At 65.1% G+C, this 24,372-nt stretch carries 22 protein-coding genes; 12 read left to right on the plus strand and 10 right to left on the minus strand.

Features of this window, described 5'->3' with window-relative positions:
- Positions 1-88 precede the first annotated feature (88 nt).
- On the plus strand, positions 89-1,072 hold the full coding sequence (locus WKW77_RS26630) for a Bug family tripartite tricarboxylate transporter substrate binding protein (RefSeq protein WP_340359905.1): 984 nt from the start codon (positions 89-91) through the stop codon (positions 1,070-1,072).
- On the opposite strand, the gene WKW77_RS26635 is transcribed toward WKW77_RS26630, so the two are convergent.
- Positions 1,062-2,036, minus strand: a complete 975-nt coding sequence (locus tag WKW77_RS26635; protein WP_340359906.1) for a LysR family transcriptional regulator — start codon at positions 2,034-2,036, stop codon at positions 1,062-1,064. The genes WKW77_RS26630 and WKW77_RS26635 overlap by 11 nt on opposite strands.
- Positions 2,037-2,171: 135 nt before the next feature.
- On the opposite strand from WKW77_RS26635, the gene WKW77_RS26640 reads away from it, so the two are divergent.
- Genes WKW77_RS26640 through WKW77_RS26650 form a run of 3 tightly spaced genes read left to right on the plus strand, consistent with a single transcriptional unit; the run spans position 2,172 to position 5,110 of the window.
- A complete protein-coding gene (locus tag WKW77_RS26640; RefSeq protein WP_340359907.1) occupies positions 2,172-3,257 on the plus strand; it encodes an aromatic ring-hydroxylating dioxygenase subunit alpha in 1,086 nt (361 codons plus the stop codon).
- Positions 3,254-4,210, plus strand: coding sequence for a PDR/VanB family oxidoreductase (locus WKW77_RS26645; RefSeq protein ID WP_340359908.1), 957 nt, complete (start codon positions 3,254-3,256; stop codon positions 4,208-4,210). Before WKW77_RS26640 ends, WKW77_RS26645 begins: the two co-directional genes overlap by 4 nt.
- 48 nt (positions 4,211-4,258) lie before the next feature.
- A complete protein-coding gene (locus WKW77_RS26650) occupies positions 4,259-5,110 on the plus strand; it encodes an ABC transporter substrate-binding protein (protein WP_340359909.1) in 852 nt (283 codons plus the stop codon).
- 39 nt (positions 5,111-5,149) lie between these two features.
- Here the strand turns inward: WKW77_RS26650 and WKW77_RS26655 are convergent, their stop codons facing one another.
- The 6 genes from WKW77_RS26655 to WKW77_RS26680 all read right to left on the minus strand — a co-directional run bounded on the left by WKW77_RS26655 (position 5,150) and on the right by WKW77_RS26680 (position 12,118).
- Positions 5,150-5,710 (minus strand): cupin domain-containing protein, encoded by a 561-nt coding sequence (locus tag WKW77_RS26655; RefSeq protein ID WP_340359910.1) that lies wholly within the window; start codon positions 5,708-5,710, stop codon positions 5,150-5,152.
- Positions 5,711-5,766: 56 nt separating this feature from the next.
- A complete protein-coding gene (locus tag WKW77_RS26660) occupies positions 5,767-7,140 on the minus strand; it encodes a DUF1329 domain-containing protein (RefSeq protein WP_340359911.1) in 1,374 nt (457 codons plus the stop codon).
- A gap of 25 nt (positions 7,141-7,165) precedes the next feature.
- Positions 7,166-8,845 (minus strand): DUF1302 domain-containing protein, encoded by a 1,680-nt coding sequence (locus WKW77_RS26665; RefSeq protein WP_340359912.1) that lies wholly within the window; start codon positions 8,843-8,845, stop codon positions 7,166-7,168.
- A gap of 121 nt (positions 8,846-8,966) precedes the next feature.
- Positions 8,967-10,079: an FAD-dependent monooxygenase gene (locus WKW77_RS26670; RefSeq protein WP_340359913.1), complete on the minus strand. Its 1,113-nt coding sequence runs from the start codon at positions 10,077-10,079 to the stop codon at positions 8,967-8,969.
- A 28-nt stretch (positions 10,080-10,107) separates the two neighbouring features.
- The gene (locus WKW77_RS26675) at positions 10,108-11,109 is read right to left on the minus strand and encodes a fumarylacetoacetate hydrolase family protein (protein ID WP_340359914.1); all 1,002 of its coding nucleotides are present in this window, start codon (positions 11,107-11,109) and stop codon (positions 10,108-10,110) included.
- Between the two features lie 10 nt (positions 11,110-11,119).
- Positions 11,120-12,118, minus strand: coding sequence for a fumarylacetoacetate hydrolase family protein (locus tag WKW77_RS26680; RefSeq protein ID WP_340359915.1), 999 nt, complete (start codon positions 12,116-12,118; stop codon positions 11,120-11,122).
- Positions 12,119-12,320: 202 nt separating this feature from the next.
- On the opposite strand from WKW77_RS26680, the gene WKW77_RS26685 reads away from it, so the two are divergent.
- From WKW77_RS26685 to WKW77_RS26710, 6 genes are all read left to right on the plus strand, one after another.
- A complete protein-coding gene (locus WKW77_RS26685) occupies positions 12,321-13,355 on the plus strand; it encodes a WD40/YVTN/BNR-like repeat-containing protein (protein WP_340359916.1) in 1,035 nt (344 codons plus the stop codon).
- Between the two features lie 8 nt (positions 13,356-13,363).
- The gene (locus WKW77_RS26690) at positions 13,364-15,766 is read left to right on the plus strand and encodes an efflux RND transporter permease subunit (protein WP_340359917.1); all 2,403 of its coding nucleotides are present in this window, start codon (positions 13,364-13,366) and stop codon (positions 15,764-15,766) included.
- Positions 15,763-16,650 carry a beta-keto acid cleavage family enzyme gene (locus WKW77_RS26695; RefSeq protein ID WP_340359918.1) on the plus strand — a complete coding sequence of 296 codons (888 nt, stop codon included), beginning with the start codon at positions 15,763-15,765 and terminating at the stop codon, positions 16,648-16,650. Before WKW77_RS26690 ends, WKW77_RS26695 begins: the two co-directional genes overlap by 4 nt.
- 17 nt (positions 16,651-16,667) lie before the next feature.
- The gene (locus WKW77_RS26700) at positions 16,668-17,147 is read left to right on the plus strand and encodes a PaaI family thioesterase (protein ID WP_340360010.1); all 480 of its coding nucleotides are present in this window, start codon (positions 16,668-16,670) and stop codon (positions 17,145-17,147) included.
- A 57-nt stretch (positions 17,148-17,204) separates the two neighbouring features.
- On the plus strand, positions 17,205-18,146 hold the full coding sequence (locus tag WKW77_RS26705; RefSeq protein WP_340359919.1) for an MBL fold metallo-hydrolase: 942 nt from the start codon (positions 17,205-17,207) through the stop codon (positions 18,144-18,146).
- Between the two features lie 111 nt (positions 18,147-18,257).
- Entirely contained in the window at positions 18,258-18,983 is a 726-nt protein-coding gene (locus tag WKW77_RS26710) for a TetR/AcrR family transcriptional regulator (RefSeq protein WP_340359920.1), read from the plus strand.
- A gap of 21 nt (positions 18,984-19,004) precedes the next feature.
- Here the strand turns inward: WKW77_RS26710 and WKW77_RS26715 are convergent, their stop codons facing one another.
- From WKW77_RS26715 to WKW77_RS26725, 3 genes are read right to left on the minus strand one after another with little or no spacing between them, the layout of a single operon-like run.
- Entirely contained in the window at positions 19,005-19,373 is a 369-nt protein-coding gene (locus WKW77_RS26715) for a Rieske (2Fe-2S) protein (RefSeq protein ID WP_340359921.1), read from the minus strand.
- Between the two features lie 2 nt (positions 19,374-19,375).
- Positions 19,376-20,314: a VOC family protein gene (locus WKW77_RS26720; RefSeq protein ID WP_340359922.1), complete on the minus strand. Its 939-nt coding sequence runs from the start codon at positions 20,312-20,314 to the stop codon at positions 19,376-19,378.
- A 57-nt stretch (positions 20,315-20,371) separates the two neighbouring features.
- Positions 20,372-21,544, minus strand: a complete 1,173-nt coding sequence (locus WKW77_RS26725; RefSeq protein WP_340359923.1) for an MFS transporter — start codon at positions 21,542-21,544, stop codon at positions 20,372-20,374.
- A gap of 299 nt (positions 21,545-21,843) precedes the next feature.
- On the opposite strand from WKW77_RS26725, the gene WKW77_RS26730 reads away from it, so the two are divergent.
- Positions 21,844-23,322: an NAD-dependent succinate-semialdehyde dehydrogenase gene (locus tag WKW77_RS26730; protein WP_340359924.1), complete on the plus strand. Its 1,479-nt coding sequence runs from the start codon at positions 21,844-21,846 to the stop codon at positions 23,320-23,322.
- A gap of 23 nt (positions 23,323-23,345) precedes the next feature.
- Positions 23,346-24,350, plus strand: a complete 1,005-nt coding sequence (locus tag WKW77_RS26735) for an ornithine cyclodeaminase family protein (protein WP_340359925.1) — start codon at positions 23,346-23,348, stop codon at positions 24,348-24,350.
- The last annotated feature ends 22 nt before the right edge of the window (positions 24,351-24,372 follow it).

A 24,372-nucleotide genomic window follows, 5' to 3' on the forward strand; every position in this document is an offset into this window, starting at 1 on the left:
ACTATAGGCCTATTGCAAGACGGATCGTATAGTATCGTATCTAGAGTGGGATTCGTTGAAGGTGGATTCCGCAAGTGGAGACGATGTCATGGCGATCACTAGAAGACGGGCGCTGGGTGCTGGCGCTTCCATATTGATGACGGGGCTGGGCCAGAGTGCGTTCGCCCAGGACTATCCCACCAAGCCGATTCGCATCATCGTTGCGAACCCGCCCGGATCGGGATTGGACGCCGACACCCGGTTCTGGGCCGCGGGCCTGACCGGCATCCTCGGCCAGAGCGTCATCGTGGACAACCGTCCCGGTGGGGCCACGACGATCGGGACCTCGTTGGCCGCGAAAGCCGCGCCCGATGGCTACACCCTCCTGATGGGGATTCCCAGCTCGCTCTGCTACATGTCCGAGCTGTACACGCACCTCCCCTACAAGCCCACGGACTTCGATGCGATCAGCCAGCTCACGACGCTTCGCAGCGTGGCGGTCGCGCACCCGAGCCTGCCGGCGTCGAACGTCACCGAGCTCATCGCCCTGGCCAAGGCCAAGCCAGGATCGATCAATGCGGGGACGGTCGGGATCGGGACCTTCCAGCACCTGCTGGGCGAATGGTTCGGCGCGCTGACAGGGACGACGTACAAGTTCGTTCCCTACAACACGACCAGTCCATACACCGCGCTTCTAGGTGGCGAGACGCAGGTGATGTTCGATGCGCTTGCGGCCTCCATGAGCAACATTCGGGCTGGAAAGCTGAAGGCGCTGGCCGTCACCGGCACGAGCCGCCACCCGCTCCTGCCGAACGTGCCCACGTTCCAGGAACTCGGCATTGCCGACTACGACGCGTCGACCTGGTTCGGCCTGCTCGCGCCCGTCGGCACGCCCAAGCCGGTTCTCGAGAAGCTGGCATCGGCCTGCGCAACCATGGCTCGCAAACCGGAAGTGGCCGAACGGTATCGCGACTACGGTGGCGAGCCGGTCGGAAGCACGCCAGCGGAGTTTACGGCCTATATCCAGTCGGAGCGCTCGAAGTGGATTCCGGTGGTCAAGCGCTCGGGCATCAAGCTCGAACTCACCTCCTGACGTCCTGCCGCAGCTGTGCCTCACCCTTTCTCGCCGCGTGGTCGGGGTAGCCCTCGAAGGTTTTCTTGACGAGTTCGCGAATCCACACCACTGCGGGATCGTGGTGAAAGCGTGGATGCCAATGCTGGTTGAGCGCGTAGGGCGCGAGTTCGACGGGCGGCTGCACGACGCGAACCGTGCCGTAGCGTTGAAAGACGTTGGCCAATTCGAGCGGCACCGTCGCGATCAAGTCCGGCTGCTGCTCCAGCAGCAGGGGCACCGTCAGGAAATGCGGCGTGGCCAGGAAGATCGTGCGCTTGATGCCTTGCTCCTCCAGCGCGCTGTCGTATGCGTCCCCGGGGCGGCCGGCGAGCGACACCGCCACATGAGGCATCTGCTCGAACTGCTGGAGGGTCAGCTGTTCCCCGACTTGCCGGTTGCGAGCGCTCACGATGGTGACGAGCAAGTGCATGAACAGGCGCTGGCGATACAGCCCCTCGGGCGCGGTGCGAATGGAGCCGAGCGCGAGGTCGGCCTCGCCGGAGGACAGAAGGCCTTCGATCTGCTCCGACGGAACCTGCAGCGTCCGTACCCGGCAACGGGGAGCGAGCGCCCTGAACTGATTGAGCAAGGGCGGCAGGAAGACGAGTTCGCCCATGTCCGTCATGCAGAGCGTGAAGATCCGGTGCGAAGTGGCCGGATCGAATGCCGCCTCGGACAGGATGCGCTGCCTGATGGCGGCCACGATGTCGACGACCGCGGGCTTCAGCGCCTCCGCCTTGCGGGTGGGGACCATTCCTTCGGGCGCCTTGACGAACAAGGGGTCGTCGAAGAAATCGCGCAACCGGTTCAAGGCATGGCTCACGGCGCTTTGAGTGACGCCCACGGCTTCGGCCGCGCGCGTCACGCTCTGCTCTCGCAGCAGCGCGTCGAAGAGGGTGAGCAGATTCAGATCCAGTTGTCCGAGGCGCGTTGGGTTGCTCATGGCGAAAGGCTTCCAGGGTCTTTGGGAATGAACATCCCTCATTGCCGGTATGAGCAACATGAGATTGACTCATTGCGAGCCTGATCGTATCGTTATCATGCGAGTGCGCAAGTGCTGCACTGCAGGAGACACGCAATGTTTATCAAGAACACCTGGTACGTCGCCGCCTGGGACCACGAAGTCACCACCGACGGACTTTTCGCGCGCACGATCATCGGCGTGCCCATCCTCATGTATCGCACGGCCGACGGCAAATTGGTTGCCATGGCCGACCGGTGCTGCCACCGAGGCGCACCTCTTTCGGTCGGTAGGCGCGAAGGAGACTGCGTGCGCTGCATGTACCACGGTCTCAAGTTCGACGCTGCCGGCCAGTGCATCGAGGCGCCTGCACAGACCCGGATCCCGCCTCAGGCGAAGGTCCGGACCTATCCCGTGGTCGAGCAGCACCGCTGGATCTGGATCTGGATGGGTGATCCCGCAAAGGCTGATCCGACGCTGATCCCGAAAACGCCATGGCTCGACCATCCTGACTGGCGCGGTCTGGACGGCTATATCCATTACGACGTCAACTACCTCCTGATCTGCGACAACCTGCTGGACTTCTCGCATCTGCCGTTCGTGCATCCAACGACTTTGGGTGGCAGCGCGGACTATGCCGAGCACCCACCGAAGGTCGAGCGACTCGAGGACGGCGTGCGGATCACGCGCTGGGCGTTGAACACCGAGCCGCCTCCATTCGTGAAGGCGGTCAAGGACTGGACCGGGAAGGTTGATCGCTGGAACATCTACAACTTCACGATCCCGGCCATCCTTCTCATGGACTCGGGCAACGCGCCGGCGGGGACCGGGGCCCCGGAAGGTCGGCGTGTCGATGCAGTGGAGTTTCGCGGTTGCCAGGCGATCACGCCCGAGACGGAGAACTCCACGCACTACTTCTTCTCGCATCCGCACAACTTCTCGATCGACGAGCCGGCAGTGACGAAGTCCATCCACCAGAACATCGTGACCGCGTTCGAGGAAGACCGGGCTATCATCACGGCGCAGCACAGGAATCTCTCGCTGGACCCCGAATTCAAGATGACCCCGTTTGCGATGGACGCGGCGCTGTCTCAGTTCCGATGGGTCGTGGCACGACGGCTCGAACAGGAAGCGGCGGAGACGGCAGCCGCGACGTCGGGTGAGGCCGCACAGCTGATCACAGTACAGCGACAGCCTGCATGACCATGTTGGATGTGGTTGTGTCCCGCCTCACGCATGAGGCAGAGGGGGTGCTCGGTATCGAATTGCGTGCTGTTGCGGATGGAACGCTTCCCGCCTTCACGGCCGGTTCGCACGTCGACTTGCACTTGCCGGGCGGCTTGTGCCGGCAGTACTCCATCACCAATGCTCCGACCGAGGAGGGGAGGTACTGTCTCGGCGTGGGCCTGGCGCATGAATCGCGCGGCGGCTCGCGCCACGTGCACGAGCGGTTGCGCGCTGGTGATCAGATGCGAATCAGCACGCCACGCTCTCTTTTCAGCCTGAACGCTGAGGCTGACGAGCACGTCTTCGTCGCCGGAGGCATCGGCATCACCCCGATCATGAGCATGATCGAGGCATGCAGGGCCAAGGAGGAGCGATGGCGGCTTCTCTATTGCGTGCGCACGCGTGCGCGTGCGGCTTATCTCTGGCGGCTGGCCGAGCATCATGCCCGGGTGCAGTTGCATGTCGACGAGGAGCAGGGTGGCCCCGCCGACGTCTCTGGCTTTGTTCGATCGGTCTCGCGCACCGCGCACATCTACTGCTGCGGCCCTGCACCTCTGATGAACGCAGTGGGGGCCGCCGCCTCCGCCGCGGAACATCCCGCGAAAGCCGTGCACTTCGAGCGCTTCTCGGCCGAGGGCGCACCCGCGAACGCGAATGCAGATGGCGCGTTCCGTGTCACGCTCAAGCGCAAAGGCGGCACTTTCATGGTGCCGGCCGGGCGCTCGATCCTTCAGGCGCTGGAAGACAACGGGATCGCGTTGCCTTGCTCCTGCCGTGAGGGCTTGTGCCGTACATGTGAGATCCCGTTGATCGCGGGCAGGGCCGATCACCGTGACTTCGTCTTGAGCGATCAAGAGAGAGCCGCCAACGCCTCCATCATTCCTTGCATCTCTCGCGCGCTCGATGACGAGCTCGTGCTGGACATCTGAGACGAGATCGAACAAACCCGCACTCCATCACCTTTACCCCTCTTCCGAATGCACACACTTCGAGTTCTCTGGTTCGTTCCATCCCCCATCGCGGTCGTCGTGGAGTCGCTGAGGCTGGCGCCGGGCGTGGAGCTTCACGCCGAGCGCAACCCTTCGTCCGATGCCCAGTTCGAAGCCCTGGCCACAGGCCGCGTCGATGCGGTGGTGACCGCCATGGACAACGTGATGGACTGGAACCTGCGGCAAGGGCCCGGTGACTTCCGGATCGTCGCCCAGATGGAGCAGACGACGCCGCTGACGCTGGTCGGCCAGCCGGGCCGCCGGGATCTCGAGGCGCTGCGCGGCTCCACCATCCTCGTCGATGCGCCCCGCAACGGCTTCATCGTGGCCTTGCGGGCCATGCTTGCCGAAGAAGGCGTGGGTCCCGATGACTACGCGCTGCAACCCGTGGGCGGCGTCAAGGAGCGCTTCGACGCATTGGTTGCGGGGCAGGGCGATGCCACGCTTCTCGGCCCGCCGTTCGACGTCATGGCACTGCAGGCAGGCCTTCGCCGAATCGCCAGCGTGCAGGAACGCTATCCGGCGTTCCCCGGGCAGGGTCTCGTTGCACGTGCCGGTTCGCTGGAGCGCCTGCGGCCGACGTTGACGGCCTGGCTAGACGGACTCGACGGCGCTCGCGAGCGGATGGGCAACGACCCCAGTTCAGCGCGGGAGGCCCTGATCCAGGCCGGCTTTCCGCCGCCGGCCGTTGAAGCGATGCTGCGTGCCACCCCTTCGACGCTGCGTCCGGACGTGGCGGGAGTGAAGCTGCTGATCGAGCAGCGCCGCCGGGTCGGTCTGCCCGGGGCCGACACCGATTACAACGCGCTGGTGGACGGCACCTTGCTGCCCGCTGGCTGAAGATGCACCGGGCGGCTTCGGCAGCGGGCCGCTCTGCCTTCAGGCGCCCAGTTCCAGATCGAGAAGGACAAAGGCCATTCTGCAGGGCTTTCCTGAACGATTCGACCAGCTATGGTTGGTTGCGCGTTGAATGAGGATGTCCCCGGGACGCATCAGCGTCTCTCCCTCGTCCATCATCGCGTAGATCTCGCCTTCGAGGACGATGGCGTAGTCCAGCGACTCGGTCTTGTGAAACCAGAAGTGCCGCGCATCACTCTTGTCGCGCACGCCGTGGTCGTCCAGGAAGCGCGCCAACTCCTTCGTGTCGTAGGACTCATCCGGTGGAAAGTCGACGACGCGCAGCAGGGACCCTCCCTTGGAGTGAAAGCCGAATGCCTTGCCCGCAGGTGCGGGATCGTCTCCGGCCGCGGCTGCCTCGCCGGACACCCAAACCACCTGGGCCACAGGGGAGCCGGGGTCCGTGGTGTGGTTGGGCGTGGGCCCGTCGGAGATGAACACGGACTTGCCCTGCGCGTTCTCGCCGGTGACGATACGCCTCACGGGCCGGTGTAGCGTGCGAGGCTTCTCGGGTCGCTGTTCAATGGTTGCTTCGGTGGTCACGCCTGGATTCCTTTCATTTACCTAAATTGCGAGTCGGTTCGTATTGATCGTCGTGCCTAGCGCACGCCGTCGCCAGCCAGTGCATCCGGTGAAAAGTGCTTCTCCGGCAAGCCATCTGGCAGCAGCCGGTACTGCTCCCTCGCGGAATTCATGAGCTCCGCGACGAAGTAGGTGCCCGAGAGCAGGTCGTAGGTCCCCCAGGCAGTGCCGACGACGCCGGGGAGATCCGGCATCGCGACCGGGATCGAGAACGGCATGCGCCAGAGTTGTCCGTTGGCGTCCCAGCGATCCGCGAGCACGGGCCACCAACTGTCCTCATCCACGTAGTAGCGACTCTTCGGCGAGGTATGTCGCTGGCCTGGCTTCAATGCCGCCTCGACGACCCACACGCGATGCAGTTCCCAGCGGACGTGATCAGGCTGGAGATGGTTCGGCCCGAGCACGTCGGTGTCCTTGGCCGGTAGAAGAATCCGGTTTGAGTTGTACGGGATGTACATCTCCTTCTTGCCGACCAGCTTCCAGTCGTAGCGCTCCAGCCTGGTTGCGAACGTCTCGATCTCGTCGAACGTCACGATGCCGGCGGAGGTGGGGTGGGGCGTGTCGCAGCAGGAATTGGGCAGCTTGCGCACGCGCCTCTGGCCGGTGAGATACACCCATGTCGCAGTCTTGCTCTCGTCGATGAGCAGGTGCCCGAGGATCGCCTCGCCCGCGCGAATGGCCGGGGCAGAAGTGCTCACTCGGACCATCCAGTAGGCCCCATCGAAGTTCTCGGCCTTGCCATCGCGGTAGTAGTACGGGGCGACGTTGTCCACGTTGACCTGGTGCACGAGCACCGGCCTTCCGTCCGTGGTGACCTGGTAGCCGGTGCTCTGCTGGTTCCATGCGGAGCCCCGCCAACGCACTTGCGTGTTGAGCATGACTTCGTCCCCGTTCTTGGGAATGGGGAACGGAATCCCGCCGTACGCGCCCTTCGTGATCGGCCCTGCAGCTGTTTCCTGAACGGACGCGCGCGTAGCGTTCTGGAACGTGTTGTCGTAGACCCACTGCGGTGCGGCTGCGGTCCGATGCGTCGGATAGACATCGATACGGAAGCTGTCCGGATACTTCTTCAGCATGGCCTTCGTGCCGTCCGTCAGCTTGTCGGCATACTGGTCCATGTTCTTCGCAGTGATCTGGAGCGTGGGCTTTTCGGATGCGAAGGGATCGGGCCGGCGTCCTCCGTTCTGGAAGCCCGGTGTCGGCGTGGTCAAGCCGCCATTCCAGGCCGGGATGGTTCCCGCTTGATTGCCCGCTTTCTCGGCACCGAGCGGCGTCAGCTCGCCCCCCTTGAGCTTGGCGGCCTCCGCAGCGCTGACGCCCGCGTGTGCAGCGCCGCAAGCAACAAGCGCGGCAAGCACGATCGCGCTGTACTTGGTGGTTTTCATCGTCATTTCGAAGTCTCCTGAATGTCGGATCTCAGAACGTGCGGCTCACGGACAACGCGAAGAAGTCCCGGTCGCTGAGGTACTGTCGGTAAGAGAAGTTGTTGTTGGCGTCCAGCAGGGTGCCCTTGGAGCCGAAGTAGTGCGTGTAGGCGGCGGTAAATTTCCACACCCCCAGATAAGTGCCGTTCACGCCAAGGGTGAGGTCCCCGCCGCCGTCCGGAGGCATGGCAATGCCCAACGCGCGCGATCGCGAGCCGTTCGGGGTGTAGCCGACCCCCATCGGAACACCGAGATCCAAGCCCGAGAGAACCTGCCGGTACTGCGGCTCGAACTGCATGCGCATGGAGACCGCGTCGCGCGTCGAGTTCGCGTCCACCGCGCCAGGGTTCTTCGTGACGGACAGGACGCGATTCCAGGCGACTTCGCCCATGAAGCTCGCTTCGTTGAAGAGCGCGGTGCGAGGCACCGTCCAGATGGCGTTCAGGTTGACGTGCGCGGTTCGACCGACCGCGTAGGCCGGATTGCTGCTGTTGTTGTTCGCCGGCCCGCCGAAGAAGGACGCATCCACTGCGCCGCTGGTGCTCGCCAGATCCTGGTTGTGGCGAATCGAGCCCTCGATGGCGACGTTGACATCGCCGAAGGTGCGCGATGCGCTGGCACCGAGCGCGGTGATGTCTTCGGGGTAGACGAGGCGATAGCCGTACGGCCCCGGAATCACGCCTCCGAAAGCGGAGGGAACGAGGCCGACGGAGATGACTTGCTGCTGCGTCTTCTCGTGGAAGCGGATCAGGTAGACGCCGTAGTCGGTTTCGTCGGAGCGAAGTCGAAGCTGCAGGCCGCCCTGGCCGCTGTCGTCGGCGCGCTGGTCAGGCAAACGAAGCGCATTTGCGGCAAAAGGACTTCCCGGTCCCGCCAGCAGGAGGCGTTCCCCGCCTTCGGGATTGGTATCGATGCCGGAGAAATAGCTGCCCACGGCCGGCAGGCGATTGGGCTGCCACTTGAACTGGTAGTAGGCGCCCACCGAGACATTGGGGGTGAACTGCAACTGTCCCGACAACTGCGGAATCGGTCGGATGGCTTCCTTGAACTGGGTGTTCGGGACCGAAGTGAGCTTGATCACGTCGACCGAGTTCATTCCGCCGGCAATGGCATTTCCACCGAAGAACAGACTCTCGCCCCACACGAGGCTGTGCTGGCCCAGGCGCACCGTCCCGCTGGTGCTCCCGAGGTCGAAGCCCGCGAAGGCGAAGGCATCGAGGGTTTCGGCCTTGCGCCCGTGAATGTCCCGGGTGGCGCCTGTGAACTCGTTGTAGGGCACCGAGATCTGGTTGGGAAAGGCACCGCCGGCGAATCCCGGGTTGTCGTTGGGGTGGTTGTAGACGGAGTCGTACCACCCGGCCGCGCTGTAGCGAAATCCGTAGCGCCTGGCGTACACGGCATCGAGTTCGGTCAGGACGTCCAGGCGATTCGAGATGAGGCCCTTGTTGAAGTTCCTGTCCCCATCGTCGGTGTTCGGACCTCGCAACAGGGCAGGATCCTGGTCCTTCAGCCTCCATCCGGCGCTGTACTTGAAGGTGTTATCCCAACGCACGCTCAGATCGGGGTTGCCCGTGTCGAACTCGAAGGCGGATGCGTGCACGCCCGAAAAAGTCGCGAGGGCCGCCAGCGCGACCTGCCGCGCCGCGGCACTCTTTCGATGGGTTCTTTTCAAGCTTTTCTCCTCGTGGTGGTGGTCGTTCGTTATGAAGGCGTCGGGCGCAGGGGCACCCATCGGGTGCGTTGCGACGCACCTCGTCCAGGACAGGGAGGCAGTGCCTGCTACCCGTGGGGAATCACATGGGCTGGCCCAGGAACTGGTAGGTCTGCAGGAGCAGGGCCGCGGAGCGCTGCGGATCGGGAACGGGATCCTGCTCATACCTGCAAAGCTGCAGGGAGGCGTCGCACACGGTCTTCACGCGATCGAAGCGCCTCTTCGAATGGGCCTGCAAGGCGTCGGGGATGGTCGGCTGCGCGGCGATGCACTCGGCGAGAACCACGGCATCCTCGATCGCCATGCCACCGCCCGAGGTCATCTGCGGCGTGGGGGAGTGCGCGGCATCGCCAAGCAGCAGCACACGGCCGCGATGCCATGGGGCCGGAACCAGCGTGATGTCGAAGGGGCGGAAGGTCACCTGCGCGGGTCCTGTCACCTGGGCCAGCGCATCCCGGATCACCGGTGCACTGAACGCTTCGAGTCTTTCATGCAGCAGCACATGCAGTTGGTCGTCGGGCATGTGCAGATGCTCGACGCTGTTCTCGAGGAAGAAGAGATAACAGGTTTCCTTCGAGGTCGGCAGTGCCCCGACGGTGCGCTTTCCGTCCGCGGAGCGGTAGAGGCAGAAGCCATCCACTTCGCTCGGCCGTGGGGCATTGAATCGCCAGGCGCTCTGGCCCGCGAACCGGACGGCGTGCTCTTTTCCGAAGACCCTGTCGCGAAGCCTGGAGTACGCGCCATCGGCGGCCACGACGAGGTCGTAGGCTTCCTCGCGGCCGTCTGAAAGCGTCACTTCCACCTTCTCGCCGCGATCGACGAGGTCGCTGACCGTCATGGACTTTTCCATCAGGGCACCCGCGGACTGCGCCGCTCCTTCCAGGATGCGTGCGAGTTCCGGCCGGCGCATGCCGCAGCCGGGCGGTGCGGGATTGGACATCAGCAGCTTGCCAGTGGCGTCATGCTGCTTGAACACCTGGAAGGCCAGGCCGCTGTCCAGGCAGGGTTCGGCCAGGCCAATGGTGCCAAGGGCTCGCATGGTGTTGTGCAGCAGGCAGATTCCCGCGCCGGCCGCCGGGGTCTCGGGCTTGGTGTCAATGCAATGCACGTCCATGCCGATCCTGCGCAAGGCGTAGGCGGCAGTCGCACCACCGATGCCGCTTCCGACGACCAGGACTCGCTTCGTGTTTGTCATTCAGTGTCTCCTTTAATGTCCCCGGTCCTCAGCGGGTGCCGGGCTCGGTAACGCAGGCGTTGCGCTGCCTGCCCAAGCCCTCGATCTCCGCATCCATCACGTCGCCATCGCGCAGAAAGCGGTTGTAGTGAGTGCCGTTGCCGGCGGGCGATCCCGTGGCGATGAGGTCTCCTGGCCAAAGCTGCACATGCGAGCTGATGTATTCGATCTGCCGTGCCACATCGAACAGCATGTCGGCCGAGCTCTCGTCCTGCATCGTCTGGCCGTTCAGCTTCAACGTGATGCGCAAGTCCTGCGGGTCGTCGACGAAGCAGGCGGGCACGAGCACGGGGCCGAAGGGCATGAAGCTCGGCGGCGACTTCGACCGCAGCCAGTCCGTTCCGAGCATCTTGTAGTCGGTACGGGCGATCAGGTCGCGCGCGGAAACGTCGTTGACGATCGAATAGCCTGCGACGTAGTCCAGAGCCTCTTCGCGTCGGACATTGCGCGCCGGCCGCCCGATGATCACGGCCAGTTCCAGCTCCCAGTCCGGTTTCTGCGTCGTGGCCGGCAGCACGACCGGGTCGAAGGCGCCGGTGATCGCGGACGGCAGCTTGGGGAACACATAGGGCTCGCCCTTGGCGGCGCGCTCGTCCATCATGTCTTCCGCCCACTTGCGCAATGCCTCGCCCTGGAGGCCCTCCGGCCCCACGCCCATGTCCAGGGTCAGGTCCACCACGTGCTTGCGGTAGTTGGCTCCCGTGCAGAGCACCTGGCGCGGAAGGTCCACAGGGGGATGCACACGCAGGCTGCTCATGGCCACGCCGGCATCGGGCTGGGGGCCGAGCTCCTCGGCCAGTGCGCGCAGCTTCGGCAGGTGGCGATCCCAGGACTGAAGAAGGTCGAGGACGCTCGCGCCTTCGGCCCAGGTCGCTCCGCCGCGCACAGCCTGCCCATGAACTTCGCGCAGGGGGATCACGCGCTCGTCGAAGCAGAAGGCGGCGAACCTGTCGCTGCCATCCCTGGAGAAGGTTCCAAGAGAGAACTTCATTGGCAGTCGCTCACATGAAGGGCTTGCGCGGCGTCGGCCACCACGTACCTGTCTCGCGCTGGCCCATGCGGTTGCGCAGCACGCCGACGCCGGAGACTTCGAGCTCCACCACGTCGCCGGGGTTCAGACTGCGCCCCAATTCGAGTGCCGAGCCGTTGCCCATGGTGCCGGAGCCGATCACGTCGCCCGGCTGGACATGGTCGCCGAGCGACACATACGCGATCAGTTCCTCGACGCTCCAGAGCAGTTCCGAGGAATCGCCTTCGCCCCAGGTTTCGCCGTTGACCCGCACGGCCATCCGGATGTTGTCCAGGCGGGGGAACTCGTCGATGGTCGTGATCCACGGACCGATGCCGTAGGCGAAGTCCTTGCTCTTAGTGGGGCCCATGCCGATCGCGAATTCGTTGGCCTGCAGGTCGCGGGCCGAGAAGTCGTTGAAGATCGTGACGCCGAAGAGGTGCGAACGGGCGGTATCGGGCGTGATGTTGTGAGCCGTGCGGCCGACGACCCATCCGATCTCCAGTTCGTAGTCCATCTTCTCGGCTCGGGCGGGCCACGGCACTTCGGCGTCGTGCCCGATCACGGTCCAGGGCGAGCCCTTGAAGTAGCCAGGCACCTGCAGCAGGGCGGGCGCCGGCGTCAGCTTCATGCGTTCGTGGAACTGGCGGATGTGCTTCACGAAGGTGAGACCGTCACGCACGATCGACGGATCGCAGGCCGCGGCCCAGCGCAGGCCTTCGAAGGGAAGGGACGCATCGTCGCCAAACCGGTGGGCGGCCTCCGTGGCCGTCTCCAGGAACTCTTCCCCGAGCGCGATCGCCGCGGACATGCTTTCGGGAAAGACGGTCGAGCCATAGCGAAGTGCAGCCTCCCGGCTGGCGCCGCGGGCTTGTTGGCGGAGAACTTCCGCGGCACGCAGATCGATGACGCGCGACTGTTCAGGCTGCACGAGGCAAATGCGGTGGACGAGGCCGTCGAGGCCTTGAACCAGAAATCTTCCGAGCTTCACTTTGACTCCAATAACGGCTGTTTGCTTGCGAAACTATACGTCTCGATTTGATTTGTATTCGTCGGTGTTTACCCCTAGGGTCAGGTTTGCAGAAAGCTTCGTATCACCATTGACTGGTGGCGTCCGTCCGCCTACGATAGGCAACGATACGAACCGTCTCGTAAGACGGTCAAGACCAAACGACCACGGAGACCCGGATTCAATGCATCGACGCGCGCTACTTGCAACACTCGCCAGCTTCGGAACGGCGTGGGCCGCGCCGGTGGGCTCTGCCTTGGACCGACCGGCGGTGGCGGTCCAGTCGCCTTCGCGTTCTGTGTTTCTCGGAGCAGCGCTCGCGGGCGGGCGCTGGGTCGCCGTTGGCGAGCGCGGACTCGTTGTCCTGTCGGACGACGCCGGCCGCAGCTGGAAGCAGGCGCAGGTGCCTGTCAGCGTCACGCTCACGGCCGTCGCGTTCGCGGATGATCGTCACGGGTTCGCGACCGGGCATGGCGGGACGGTCCTCGCCACCGAGGATGGTGGAGCTACATGGGCGCGTCGACTGGATGGGCGAGACATCGCAGCTTTGGTCCAGCAGGATGCGATGCGTGGCTCGGACGTCAATTTGCAGAAGGCTGCGCAGAGACTGGTCGCGGACGGCCCCGACAAACCGTTGCTGGACCTGATCGTTGCGAGTCCCTCCGAGGTGTTCGTCGTGGGAGCATTCGGCTTGGCCCTCGACACGATCGATGGCGGCAAGACCTGGTCCCTGCGCTCAGGCCGGCTCGACAACGCGGGAAATCTGCATCTGTATGCAGCCCGGCGCCGCGGTCAGGCGGTGGCCATCGCGGGTGAGCAAGGGCTGCTCCTGTGGTCGGACGACGCCGGAGCCAGCTTTCGCCGCGTCGCGGTGCCTTACCAGGGCAGCTTCTTCGCGCTCGAACTGCCCGGCCCGGATGAGATCGTCGTGGCGGGCATGCGCGGAAATGTCTGGCATTCCGCCGACGCGGGTGGAAGCTGGCACCCGGTGCGAGTCCCTTCGCCGGCCGCGATCACGGGATCGGCCCTGCGTCCCGACGGCGGCTACATCCTCGCCAGCCAGGCCGGGCAGTTGCTGGCGGGCACCGGCGACGCGCTCGCAGCCCTGCAAGCCCCTCCGCTGCCGCCCCTGACGGGCGTGGTCCCCGTGGGCGGGCAGGCGCTTCTCGCGCTCAGTGTCGAAGGCGTGCACCTCGTTTCCATCAACAAATCGAACTGAGCCTCCCCATGCACTCTACGGCGAGCGCCGCTCCTCTCGCGAGCGCTGAATTCGACCGGGCCACCGGATCCCTGCTCGAGCGGGCCATCTTCAATCACCGCGGGCTGATCGTGTGGCTTTGCGTCCTCGTGACGCTCGTGCTGGGCTGGCAGGCCACGAGGCTGCAGCTCAATGCCAGCTTCGAAAAGACGATCCCGGTCCACCATCCTTACATCCAGAACTATCTCCGGTTCCAGGCGGACCTGAGCGGACTCGGAAACGCCGTGCGCATCGCCATCGCGAATCCCAAGGGCACCATCTACGAGGCACCCTACCTCGACACGGTCCGGCGCCTGAGTGACGAGGTCTTTCTGGTTCCCGGCGTCGCGCGCAACCAGATGAAGTCGCTCTGGACCCCCACCACGCGGTGGGTGGGCGTGACGGAGGATGGACTCGAAGGCGGCCCCGTCATCCCGGACGGCTACGACGGTTCGGCCCGCAGTCTTGGCATGCTGCAGGCCAACATCGCCCGCTCCGGCGAGATCGGCCAACTCGTCGCAGTGGACGCCCGCTCCAGCGTGATCTACGTCCCGCTGCTCGCGAAGGACGCGAAGGGGCGGCCGTTGGACTACGGCGTCCTGGCCGAACAGCTCGAGTCGCTTCGCCAGAAATACGAAGGGGAGGGCGTCACCATCCATGTCACCGGATTCGCGAAGATCGTCGGTGACCTGATCGAGGGCGTGCGCTCCGTCCTGCTGTTCTTCGGCATCGCCGTGCTGATCGCCGCGGCGATGGTGTTCTGGTACACGCGGTGCCTGCGTTCGACCACGCTGGTTCTCTTCGCTTCCCTGGTGGCGGTCCTCTGGGGATTGGGCTTGCTGCCTTTGCTCGGATTCGCGCTCGATCCGTACTCGATCCTGGTTCCGTTTCTCGTCTTCGCCATCGGCATGAGCCATGGCGCCCAAAAGATGAACGGCATCATGCAGGACATCGGCCGGGGCATCGACAAGCAGGTGGCCGCGAGGTTGACGTTCCGGCGCCTGTTTCTTGCCGGGCTGACCGCACTGCTGGCTGACGTCGTGGGGTTTGCCGTCCTGCTGGTCATCGACATCCAGGCCATTCGAGAGCTGGCGATTGCCGCGAGCCTTGGCGTCGGTGTCCTGATCTTCACCAATCTCATCCTCTTGCCAGTCCTGCTGAGCTACACCGGCGTGAGCGCGCAGGCCGCGCAGCGCAGCCTGCGGGCCGAGCAGGCGGCGGGCTCGAAGAGCCGGTTGTGGGCCTTTCTCGACCTGTTCACGCAAAGACGCTTCGCGACCTTGGCCGTCGCAGTCGCTGCAGTGCTGGGTGCGATGGGACTGCTGGCCGGCAGCCAGCTTCGCATCGGCGATCTCGACCCCGGTGCGCCCGAACTGCGGCCCGGCAGCCGCTACAACCGTGACGTCGCATTCATGAACCAAGCCTATGGCGCGTCGAGCGACGTGCTCGCGGTCATGGTGAAGACGCCGGATGGCGAATGCTCGTCCTATGCGACCTTGAACAAGGTCGACGCACTGGAGTGGCAGCTGCGCCAATTGCCCGGTGTGGAGAGCACGAACACCCTGGCCTTGCTGAACCGGCGCGTACTCATCGGCCTGAACGAAGGCAATCCGAAGTGGTTTGAGTTCCTTCCGAACCAGGACATGCTCAACACGGTAACTGCCGGGGCCCCGCGAGGCCTCTACAACGACGCCTGCAACCTGCTGACGATGTACGTCTTCCTTCGGGACCACCGGGCGGACACGCTGGCGCGGGTGCGCGAGCACGTGGAGGCCTTCGCGTTGCAGAACGATACCGCCGACGTGCGCTTCCTTCTCGCCGCGGGCAATGCAGGTATCGAGGCGGCCACGAACATCGTCGTGAAGGATGCATGGCGCCAGATGCTCTTCCTGGTCTACGGCGCGGTCGTCGTGCTCTGCTTCGTCACCTTCCGTTCCTGGCGGGCGGTGGTCGTCGCGGTGTTGCCTCTGGTGCTGACGTCCATCCTGGCCGAGGCGCTGATGGTGGGCCTGGGGATCGGCGTCAAGGTATCGACGCTGCCGGTGATCGCCCTGGGCGTGGGAATCGGCGTGGACTATGCCCTCTACATCCTCTCGGTCACGCTGGCCCAGCTGCGGGAAGGCAAGACCCTTTCCGAGGCCTACTACCGGGCGCTGCTCTTCACGGGCAAGGTCGTGATGCTCACGGGGCTGACGCTCGCGGTGGGCGTCGTGACGTGGGTCGGAAGCCCGATCAAGTTCCAGGCCGACATGGGCGTGCTCCTCGCATTCATGTTCCTCTGGAACATGCTCGGCGCGCTCGTGCTGCTGCCCGCACTGGCCCATTTCCTCCTGCCGAAGACCGCCCCGCGCGGCGGCCATTTCATCTCCACTCGCAACCTTGGAACATCATGAGCAAGCGTCCTCCCGTCATCATCTCTTGCGCGCTCACCGGCGCGGGCGACACCCGGGCCAAGAATCCCGCGGTGCCTGCATCGCCGCGCGAGATCGCCGACCAGGCCATCGATGCGGCGCGCGCAGGTGCATCGATCGTCCACATCCACGTCCGGGATCCTGAAACGGGCAAGTCCTCGACGAAGTTCGCGTACTACGAGGAGGTCGTGCATCGGATTCGCGCTTCACGCTGCGATGTCCTGATCAACCTCACGACCGGTCCCGGCACGATGCTGACGGTGCCCACGGACGCGCCATTCCGCATCGTGCCGATCGCCGACGCCGAACTCATGACGCCGCAGGAACGGGTGGCGCACGTCGTGAAGCTCAAGCCCGACATCTGCAGCCTCGACGTCGCCACCATGAGCTTCGGAGACGCCGTCTTCGTGAATCCGGCCAACCACCTGCGCGAGATGGCCACGGCCATCCAGGCGAGCGGCGTGACCATGGAACTCGAGGTCTTCGACTTGGGTCACGCGCGCCTCGCCAGTCATCTGATCGCGACCGGAGCGATTCCGAAGAGCGCCTATTTCCAGCTCTGCATGTCGGTGCCTTGGGGAGCTCCGGCCACCCCGGGCGTAGTCGCAGAGATGCAGCGATTGCTGCCCGCCGGCTCGAAATGGAGCGCATTCGGCATCGGCTCCGACCAGTTCCCCATGGTTGCCATTGCGTCGATCCTCGGGGGACACGTGCGTGTGGGACTCGAGGACAACCTTTATGTCGCACCGGGCAAGCTGGCGCGCGACAACGCCGATCTGGTCACCAAGGCGGCGAGGATCATCGAGGATCTTGGCTATGAGCTTGCCACGCCTGACCACGCGCGCGCCGCATTGCTGGCCCATTGAGCAGGGGCGTGCGCGAGATGTCCTCTAAAGTGATTTCGATGCCCGAGGCGGACAACCCCACCCGGGCATTCGTGGCCGATGCCGTCGCCTCCGGTCGCCGGAACGTCGTCCTTGACATCAACCCGGCATTGGCGAGCTTGTCGGCCACGCTGGTGGAGAGCCGGGCCAATGACGAGATCGTGATGCGGTTCACCGCACCGCAGTCGGCTACTCAGGGAAATGGTGTCGTCGGAGGCGGCACGCTCGCCAGCATGCTCGATCTGGCCATGGCGATGTCGGTGCTGTCGCGCCTGAAGCCAGGACTGACCTGCGCGACCATCAGCCTGACGGTGAACATGCAAGCGGCCGGAACGCAGGGCGATTTCGTGGCCGTGGCGGGCGTGGACAAGGTAGGGCGGCAAGTTGCCTTCGCCCATGCCAGGCTCTACGACGCGGAGGGCACCCGCCTCATCGCGAGTGCGACATCGTCGCTCGCCGTTTTTGGAGAGAGGGCTTGAGCCCCCTCAATCCGCTGCAACCCGTCTGACCCACTTCCATTGTTTTCTGATCTCCGTATGAAAAGACCCGTTTCCCTCTTCGTCGCCGCCACCCTTGCCTTGACCAGCGCGCTTGCGGCTGCCCAAACCCGTGTCGTCACACTTGGCACCGTCGGCGGGCCCGTCCTGTCGCTGGAACGTTCCCAGCCCGCCAATGCCCTCGTGGTTCGGGACCGCGTGTATCTCGTCGATGCCGGCAATGGCGTCGGCCGGCAGCTGCTGGCTGCCGGGCTGGACCTTCGCAAGGTCGACCACATCTTTATCACCCACAACCATGACGACCACAACGCCGATTGGGGCACGGTCATGGGGTTGGCATGGAGCACCGGCCGGCGCGGGAACATTCACGTCTGGGGCCCCGCCGGAACCGAATCCATGCTGCAGGGCTTCCTGCAATACTTCGCGCCCAATGCGCGCATCCGCATGGCGGACGCCAAGGGCCTGCGCCGGCCCGACGAAATGTTCAAGGCACACGACATCGTCGGCCCTGGCCTCGTGTTCAAGGATGACCTCATCACCGTCACGGCGGTGGAGAACTGCCACTTCCATGCGGCTTCCGCGGGCGGCGCACGCAGCGACGACAAGTCCTATGCCTTCCGGATCCAGACACCCGACAGGACCATCGTCTTCAGCGGTGATACGGGCCAATGTGCGGCGATGGTGGATTTCGCGCGCGGCGCGGACCTGCTCTTGCACGAAGTGGTCGACCTGCCTTCCATTCAACAACTGCTGACGAAGGAGCTCCCGCCGCAGCTTGCCCATGGGCTCTACCAGCACATGGTCCAGGAGCATACGACCGCCGAGGACGTAGGACGGCTTGCCCAGGCTGCCGGTGTCAAGGAGCTCGTTTTGACCCACCTGATCCCGGGCCGGGAAGAACCGGAGTCGCTCTTCGTCGACGGGGTTCGAAAGCACTACAAGGGTCCGGTGAAAGTGGCCCGTGACCTCATGGCCTTCTGAATGCACCGAGGGCCGTACCCGGCAACGTCAAAGGGAATCGCCCGTCACAGATGTGGTGTCAGGCAGGTGAGTCCCAGATAATGAACGTGTCCTTCTAGATCACGCACTACCTTGCCTACCAAGACTTCTCCCAAAGGAACGGCCGCCAAGACCGGCACCCGTTCTTCCAGCCGCTCATCCGCCCGTCCCGAAACGGCGGGAGTTGGCGCTCCGCCTCCGCGTTCGCCCGGGCGTGCGCGCAGCGATGCCTCGCGCGTCGCCATCCTGGACGCGACGCTCAAGTTGCTGGGCACGACCCCGCTGCAGCAGATCTCGATCGAGTCGATCGCGCGCGAAGCGGGCGTCGGCAAGGCCACGATCTACCGCTGGTGGAACTCGAAGGCCGCGGTGGTCATCGAGGCGTTCCTGCACACGCACCTCAGCCATACGCCGATGCCAAGACTCGGCAGTCCGCGCGAGGCGCTGATCCGCCACATCCACCTGCTGATCGATGAGTACAGCGGCTGGTCGGGGCGCGTCGTCGCGCAGGTCCTGGCCGAGGGACAAGGCGATCCGGAAGTGTTGCGCGAGTTCCGCGAGCGCTTCTGGTACGGGCGGCGCGCGGTCGTGCGCGAAGTGCTCGAAGATGCGCGCCGGCTCGGCGAGATCCGAGGCGACATGGACGCGGAGCTGCAGATGGACCTGCTCTACGCGCCCATCTATTTCCGGCTCCTCATGAGGCACCTTCCGCTGGACAAGAAGTTCGCCGACTCGCATTGCGCCGCGGTCATGCAGATGCTGACACCGCCGCAGGCGGGGGCCGTCGCGCCGACGGCGCAGCGACGCAAGACCGCCTGATCTGCGCCAGGGAGGCGATGCTCAGTCCCGCGGCGGGACGGGGGTATCGACATCGAGCGCGGCAAGAATCCACCCCTGCGCGTCGATTTTCAATTCCACGGGCGAGAGCGAGCTGCCCAGACAAGGACCCAGTGTGCAGCGGCCCGTCCTGATCTCGAACTCTGCGCCGTGCCCGCTGCAGACGATGCGGCTGGCGTCGCGATTCAGATAGCCGTCGCGCCGCCACGCCATCGGACTGCCGGGCCAGTGCGGGCAGTCATTGCGCCAGCCGTAGACCGACCCCTCGTGCTTTACCAGGAACATGGTGTCCCGGCCCCGGCGATCGAGCGCGAATCCCCGGGCGGAACCTTCCTCCAATCCGTCGATGTGGCAAAGAGGCCGCGCGGGCATGCCTACTCAGCCTTGGGCGGCGGGCCGCCCGGCGCCCACTTCTCGCGCCAGTCGAAGAGGAAGATTTGCGACATGTCGGTCTCAGCCGGTACTTCGCGCGGGACCCACTGGTCGTCGTGAAGATCCATGTCGGCGTCGTACTCGATGTGGCAGCCCAACGGGGAGTTGAAGTACCAGAACCAGTTGGAGCCGAAGCGGTGGCGACCTGGCCCCCAGTACGACTGATAGCCCTTGTGCGCCAGGTTCCAGCCCGCCGTGAGGAGCTCGCCCGGACCGCCCATGTGGAAGGTGAAATGCTCGCAACCCTGCATGTGGGGCGGCGTCTTGATCATGAAGAGGGTGTGATGCTCGATCGTCCCGGCCGGTCGCAGAAAGGGGCCCATGCCGATGAATCGGTCGCTCACGCGAAAGCCGAGTCGGTGCGTATAGAAAGCTTCGGCCCGCTCGACATCGGGAACGAAGTAGACGACGTGGGAAAGGGTGCGCGGCCGCGGTTGTTCGCCGGGCCCCGACGAGGGCGAGATGGGCGTGTTGACCGGCCGGTTCAGGTCGCCGGGGGCGTTCACCCGCTCCGCGGGCAGGTTGACGGGCCGTCGCCCGGACACCTTGAAGCCCAGGACGAAGCCGACGTCATCGATGCATTCGAGGGAGCCATCAGGCAGGTGCTTCACCTCGCGGTCGCGCCCGAGTTCCTCTGCGATCGCGCGAAGCGCCTCTTCGTCGGCGACGCCGTAGACCGTCTTTCGCAGCATGTTCGCCGTATCCAGGGTCTTTGGGGGCAGGGAAGGATCGTCGGCCGCCTTGATGATGACGGCCGTGCCGTCAAGGGCCTCGAAACGGCCTTGCCCGCGAGGCAGGAGGCCGTAGTCGGCAATGAATTGTTCGGCGGCGGCGGCGTCGGTGACGCCGAAGATGAGCTCGTCGGGTCCGATGATGTTCATGAGGTCAACTTTCAGTGAGGAAATGAGAAGAAGGTGCTGCGCGACCGGCGGTGTCGCTCAGGTGGCGGCCGCTTCCGCTGCAGACACCTTGCGCGCCGTTCCGCGGCCGGCCTGCAGGAAGCACAACGCGCCGATCGTCGCCACCACCGCCACGGCCCAGCCGATGCTCGAGTAGCCCAGGTTCTGGGCCACCACACCGCCGACGATCGGGCCCAGCGCGGAGCCGGTCATCGTGATGACGGGCGTTGCGGCGACCGCGCGCGTGGAGGCGTCGTTGCGAGCGAGGAAGGCGAACACAAAGGTGTGGGTGAAGATCATCACCGCCGGGAAGATCGCGGCCGCGAAGGCATAGGGGCCGAACTGCGATGACTGGGTGAGCGTCAGGCCCAGAACGACCTGCAGCACGGGGCCGGCAACCATCACGGTCTGCGAGGACAACTTGCGCTCGAACACCGCGGCGAGCACGCCTGGGAACAGGTTCACGATGCCTACGGCGAGCAGCACGCTCATCACCATCTGCTTGCTGAAGCCGTGCGCGTCGCCGATGCGCTCCATGTAGCTGAGCATCATCGAGTGGCTCAGCGTCATCAAGCTGGTGCCGACCATGGCGAACCAGACGCCGCGCGCTAGCGGCGTGTGCACGACCGGTTTGTGGGCCGGCGACGGCGTGCTCGCCCGCGCGGGAAAACCGATGGCCGCGGCCAGCGCGGCCGCGAGCATGATCGAGCCCAGCACCACGAACAGGACGGGCCCGCCCTTCACGCTCACGAGCTGCGGAACACCCCCCAGGAAGCCGAACGACAGCACGCTCAGCGCGGTGAACGCGATGGCGATCAGCCGGTGAGGATTCGCGCTGGCACCGATGGTCGAGTGGGTGATCGACAGGCCGCATCCGACCGCCAGGCCGCCGATGAAGTGCAGCATTGCCATCGCTCCATAGTCCTTCGTAGTGGACAGCGCGAAGAAAGCCGCCGCGGCGACGCCGAAGGCTGCAGGGACCGCGATCGCTCCGCGAATGCGATCGACGCGCGGGGAAACGAACAGGCTGCAGATGACGACCGCGGCCAGGAAGAGCGTGACCAGCGAGCCCGCGCGCTGCGGGTTCAGGCCGAATTGCCCGATCAGCACGATGCCCACCCACACCGGCAGCGCAACGATGTCGATCATGCCGGCGCAGTGGCCGAGCACGAGAGAGGTACGGCCTTTCAGGCCATCGATCGATCGGTCCATGGTGTCCCCTTGTCGAAGAAATCGCTTGCGTTTAAATACGAGACGACTAGTCTCACTAATGGTCATGGTAAGTTGATCGCATCGTTTCGATATGGGGGCAAACCCGAACGCTGAAGGGTGCATGGACGTTCGCTCGCTCAAGGAGAAAAAGCTTCTTCCGGGGCGGGTTTTCCCTTGGACTTTCCGGCCGTCATGTAGTCATACAATACGGGCCGTATCGCAACTAGGCTGGATCGACTTTCCGCATGAGTGGTCGAATCGAAGCCCGGTCGAATGGACCAGAACCCCAAAGGAGTGCCGTGACTCGCCACCTTCTCAAGAACCCTGATCTGCTGCGCGAAGCGGCATTGATCGATGGGCAATGGATCACCGAGACAGCCCATGGCCATACGGAGCTGCGCAACCCCGCCACGGGCGAGGTTCTCGCCAAACTGCCGCGCTGCAAGGAAGAGGAGACCACGCAAGCCATCGTGGCGGCCGACAAGGCCTTTCGCGCGTGGCGCCAGACCACGGCCAGGCACCGCTCGCAGGTGCTGAGTCGCTGGTGGTCGTTGATCGTCGAGAACAAGGAAGACCTTGCGACGCTGATCACGCTGGAAGAGGGAAAGCCCCTGAGCGAAGCACTCGGTGAGATCGACTACGCCGCCGGCTTCGTGCAGTGGTTTGCCGAGGAAGCCAAGCGCGTGCGCGGCGACGTGATTCCGGCGCCCCGGGAAACGCAGCGCATCGTCACGCTCAAGCAGCCGATCGGCGTGTGCGCGGCCATCACGCCGTGGAACTTCCCGGCAGCCATGATCACGCGCAAGGCCGGCCCTGCGCTCGCCGCCGGCTGCGCGATGGTGGTCAAGCCGGCCAGCCAGACGCCGCTCACCGCACTGGCCCTTGGCGAGCTCGCGCTGCGCGCCGGTGTGCCGCCCGGCATCTTCAGCGTCGTGACTGGCAGCGACACGCGGGCCATCGGTGGCGTGCTGACTTCCCACCCCCTGGTGCGCAAGGTGACCTTCACCGGCTCGACCGAGGTCGGCCGGGTTCTGTTGCAGCAGTCCGCCTCGACGATCAAGAAGTGCTCGATGGAACTGGGCGGCAACGCGCCGTGCATCGTGTTCGATGACGCCGACCTCGACACCGCAGTGGAAGGCATCCTCGTCGCGAAGTTCCGCAACACCGGGCAGTCCTGCATCGCCGCCAACCGAGTGATGGTCCAGGCTGGCATCTACGATGCGCTGGCCGCGCGGCTGGCTGAGCGAGTGGGGCAACTCAAGATCGGCAACGGGCTGGAGCCCGGCGTGCAGATCGGGCCGATGATCGACGCTGGCGCGGTGAGCAAGGTGGAGCAGCACGTTGACAACGCCGTGGCCGGCGGTGCGCGCGTGCTGACTGGCGGCCGACGCCATGCACTCGGCGGTTGTTTCTATGAGCCCACCGTGCTCGCGGACGTCGAGGCCGGCATGGCCGTGGCGGTGGAAGAGACTTTCGGCCCCGTGATGCCGCTCGTGCGCTTCGAGAGCGACGCGCAAGCCATCGCGCTGGCCAACGACACCGAGTTCGGGCTCGCCTCCTACCTGTTCAGCAAGGACGCGGCACGCATCTGGCGCGCGGCCGAAGCGATCGAATCGGGCATGGTCGGCATCAACACGGGCCTGATCTCCAACGAGCTTGCCCCCTTTGGTGGCATCAAGCAAAGCGGCCTGGGCCGGGAGGGCTCGCACTACGGCATCGACGAGTTTCTCGAGCTGAAGTACCTGTGCTGGGATGGCCTTCATCCAGCCTTCGCCTGACAGATCACCGAGACCAAAAAGCCATGAGCACACATCCAGACAGTCCCGTATTCGTGTCCGGCGCGGTCGCGCGCCAGGTGTTCACCTGGAGCGAGGCGATCGAGTCCCTGCGCGCCTCGTACCGCCTGCCCGAGCAGGCAGGGGCGACGCCGCCTCGAACCGTAGCCACCGTGGGCAAGGCGTGGTTGCGCACGCTGCCGGCCTTTCCGCCCGCGGGGCGCTACTTCGGCGCCAAGTTGATGGCTGCGGGGGTGCAGGGAGTCAGCGCAGGCATCGAGTACGTCATCGTGCTGTTCGACCGGGAGACGAGCCGCATCGCGGCCTTCCTCGATGCCAACGCGATCACCGCGTTCCGCACGGCGGCGACCTCGGCCCTCGCGCTGGATGGACTGGCGCCTGCCACACCGGCCCGCCTTGCGGTGCTCGGCAGCGGCCTGGAGGCTTCCCATCATGCAAGAGCCTTCGCGGCGGTCCGCCCCCTCACCGAGGTGGTGGTCTACAGTCCCACGCCGGAGCGCCGGGAAGCCTTCGCACAGGCCCTCGAGCGCGACCTCGGCGTGCCCGCGCGCGCTGCGGCTAACGCAGAGGCGGCCGTCGATGGTGCCGACATCGTGCTGGCGGCTGCGCGCTCCCAGGGGGAGAAGCCGATCCTCTTCGGCGCCTGGCTCAAGCCTCGCGCGACGGTCGTCTCCATCGGCTCGACCATTCCCCAGCAGCGAGAGATCGACGCCAGCGTCGTCGAACGCAGCGACCTGATCGTCTGCGACAGCCTGGAAGAAGTACTGACCGAGACCGGCGACATGATCGCTGCCAAGGCGGCAGGCCTGGCGTTCCGGGACAAGGCCTTCAGCCTCAATGACCTCGTGAGCGGCGCTTGCGACGAACGTGTGCGTTCGGCCGACATCCGCATGTTCAAGTCGGTCGGCGGCGGGCTCCAGGACATCGTCGTCGCCGAACTCATCGTACGCAAGGCGCTGGAGGCCGGCTTGGCCACACCGCTTCCCATCCAGTTCGAATCCAAGCGCTGATGCGCAATCCCTGAGACAACCC

Source organism: Variovorax ureilyticus (assembly GCF_037889935.1).
Taxonomy (GTDB): Bacteria; Pseudomonadota; Gammaproteobacteria; order Burkholderiales; family Burkholderiaceae_C; genus Variovorax; species Variovorax ureilyticus.